Here is a 3,029-nt window from a genome sequence, read left to right as displayed (position 1 = left end):
TCTCCATCGAGTATGGATTTCGGGGGCCGAATTATTGTGTCGTATCAGCCTGCGCCACCGGGAATAACAACATTGGAGACGCTTTTATGCTCATACAGAGAGGGCTGGCAGATGCCGCCGTCTGTGGGGGAGCGGAGTCCAGTGTGACGGAGATGGGCATTGGCGGCTTCAATGCCATGAAGGCACTGTCGACACGGAACGACGATCCCGCGGCTGCCAGTCGGCCGTTCGACGCGACACGCGACGGATTTGTGATGGGCGAGGGTGCCGGCGCGCTATACCTCGAGGAGCTCGAATACGCGAAAGCCCGCGGCGCGAAGATCCATGCCGAAGTCGTCGGCATCGGAATGAGTGCCGATGCTCACCACATCACCGCTCCCGCACCGGATGGTCGCGGCGCTTCGGTAGCCATGCGTTCCTCTTTGCGCGACGCCGGACTTGAGATCGAGGATGTGGACTACCTGAACATGCACGGCACGTCGACGCCGCTGGGCGATATCGCAGAGACGAACGCGATCAAGACTGTGTTTGGTGATCACGCCTACAAGATGAATCTGTCCTCCACCAAGAGCATGACCGGGCACCTGCTCGGAGCAGCAGGAGCTGTGGAGGCGATCGCAACGATTCTCGCAATCAAGAACGATCGCGTGCCGCCCACCATCAATTTTGAGCATCCAGATCCGGCGTGCGATCTGAACTACACGTTCAATGAGCCGCAAGATCGGGAAGTCAATGTGGGCGTGAGCAACGCGTTCGGCTTCGGCGGACACAACACGAGCCTTGTCTTCAAGAAGTTTTCGGATTGATCGCAGCGGGAACGATCCTCACGAAGCCCATCACGCAGGTGGGCTTTTTCTTTTTGCGTCTATCTGAAAATTATTTCGCGAATTATCTTCTTTCCGACAAACTCGTTGACGCGATCTCGCCACTCCTCTCGCTGCAGGTTGAGTTCGTAGCGCCACGTGGGCGACGTGATCTTGATTGTCATCCGGCCTGATTTGACGCGTACCGAATCCGTCACTGCGATAATGGCCGGACCTGCGAGTTCGGCCCAGGCCTCCACAGCCTTTGCCTCTTGAAGTCGAGGACCGATACCCAGGCGCTCGACGAGCTCGCTCAGCACCGCGCCGATATGTTGTGGTGTCCTGGATCGATAGGCCATAGGTTTCGCACTTCAATTCGGACCAATAAAGGACCTATTTTTGATAATAGCTGAGCCGAGTCCCTCACCGCCGAACACCGGCACGTAATTCCGCCAAAAGCACATGAAGCGCAAACGATTGTCAGAGCTTGACAGGAGACACGCCACAGGCTACGTCGCCCGATTGGTTCTCGCCGGGTTCCTCCTTGTGGCGCCAACCGACGAGGCCGCCAGCCAGGCGGACACGCTTCGCTACAACCTCGACAGCGCCATCCGGCGCGCGCTCGAGGCCAGTCCCGAGGTATCGGCCGTGGCAGCCCGGAGGGACTTCGCTTCCGCACGGGCAGGGCTCGCGAGAGCAAGTCGCTACCTGACAGAGTTCACACTCACTTCGGCGCACGCCCCGGCACCTGGACTCGACAACCCGAACGGCACCGCCACCGATCAGCTCTTCCTGGATCCGGATGTGCGCAACGACTGGGGCTCTTTGCGCCCGTTCAATGAGGTGGAGGTGGAGTTCCTCCAACCGCTGTACACATGGGGTGAACTCGACGGCAACATTCGGGCCGCGACGAGCGCAGTGGTAATGGAAGACGCGTCGATTCGCGACAAAGAAATTGATGTCGCCTACCGGACCGCAGAACTCTACTACGGGCTCCTGCTCACCGAGGCACTGACGGTCGTTGTAAAGGACGCCGGCGACATCGTTGAACAGGCCAAAGAAGAGATTGATCGACTGCTCCAGGAGGGCGCAGCCGACGTCGACGACGCGGACCTCTTTCAGGTACTCATCACCGAGCAGGAGTTCAAGCGGCGCGTTGTCGAAGTCGATGAGAAACGGCGTACGGCCGCCACGGCTTTGCGTCGCCAGCTGTTTCTTCCGGACGATGTGACCGTGGCGGTGGACGAAGTCATCCTGAGTCAGATTCGGCTCGAGCCTGAGACCCTGGAGTGGTATCAGGAGTTGGCGATGCTGCATCGACCGGAACTGGAGCGTGCGAACGCCGGCCTGGCCGCTCGCCGGGCACTGGTAGACGTAGCCAGGTCCAATTACTATCCGAAGATTTTTCTGGGAGGACGATTTCGCGCTGCAGGCACTTCGGGCCGGTACAGTCAACCGAATCCGTATCACGGCGATCGGCTGCGCGGCACTAGCGTTGAGGCCGGGCTGGGCGTCCGCCTCGGACTCAGCTTCCACCAGACGCGGGCTCGCGTGGAGCAGGCTCGCGCTCAGGCAAACGAAGTTGGCTTCCAGCTGGATGGACTGAGACAACTCATCCTTTTCGAGGTAGAGGAGGCGTTTCGAGGACTTTCGATTGCAGACGCCGCGTTGACGTCCACCCACGAGGCCTATCGACTGAGCAAGGAATGGCTTCAGATGGAGACCGTGAACTTCGACCTCGACCTGGGAGATACCGAAAATCTCGTAAAAGCCGTACGCGCCAACCTCGATCTGCAGGCGGACCGGTACCAGGCGACGTATCGCTACAATCTGGCGGCGCTCAAACTCCTCAGATCATGTGGGATGCTCAGGCAGACCATCGACTCCGGCATACTTGTTGAATGACTGCAGGGTAGAGGCTGAAACCGTCAGCCAGCATATCGGGTAGACCCGAAATCTTCACTGACCGTCTTGTATCGTGTACAGAATCGTAGTCATAGCCGTCCTGATGCTCACCGCAGCGGTCCTTCCATGGTCCGCCATCGCACAGAAGTCGCCGGCCGAGATCCGAAAGATGCTGCAGGCGAGAGACCTCGAAATCAAAACCATCCTGGGCGATCGAGACACTTTCAGCGCCGGACAGAAGGAAACGCTCAAGAGCGTAGTCAACGGAATCATCGATTTCGAGACGATGGGTCGCGAGGCGCTGGGGCCACACTGGGAGCC

At 59.1% G+C, this 3,029-nt stretch carries 4 protein-coding genes; 3 read left to right on the top strand and 1 reads right to left on the bottom strand.

The window, feature by feature from the left end; genetic code table 11:
• Window positions 1-806, top strand: an 806-nt coding sequence (locus HKN37_11220; GenBank protein NNE47219.1) for a beta-ketoacyl-ACP synthase II, incomplete at its 5' end; no start/stop codon positions are given.
• 59 nt (window positions 807-865) lie between these two features.
• Here HKN37_11220 and HKN37_11215 read toward each other — a convergent pair.
• Window positions 866-1,162: a DUF721 domain-containing protein gene (locus tag HKN37_11215; GenBank protein ID NNE47218.1), complete on the bottom strand. Its 297-nt coding sequence runs from the start codon at window positions 1,160-1,162 to the stop codon at window positions 866-868.
• 103 nt (window positions 1,163-1,265) lie between these two features.
• Here HKN37_11215 and HKN37_11210 point away from each other — a divergent pair, with 103 nt between their 5' ends.
• Window positions 1,266-2,708 (top strand): TolC family protein, encoded by a 1,443-nt coding sequence (locus HKN37_11210; GenBank protein NNE47217.1) that lies wholly within the window; start codon window positions 1,266-1,268, stop codon window positions 2,706-2,708.
• Window positions 2,709-2,781: 73 nt separating this feature from the next.
• On the top strand, window positions 2,782-3,029 hold a 248-nt coding region (locus HKN37_11205; protein ID NNE47216.1), incomplete at its 3' end, for an ABC transporter substrate-binding protein.

The organism is Rhodothermales bacterium, assembly GCA_013002345.1.
GTDB lineage: Bacteria > Bacteroidota > Rhodothermia > Rhodothermales > JABDKH01 > JABDKH01.
The sequence above is the reverse complement of the archived record's forward strand: the minus strand, read 5'-3'. Positions and strand labels throughout refer to the sequence as shown.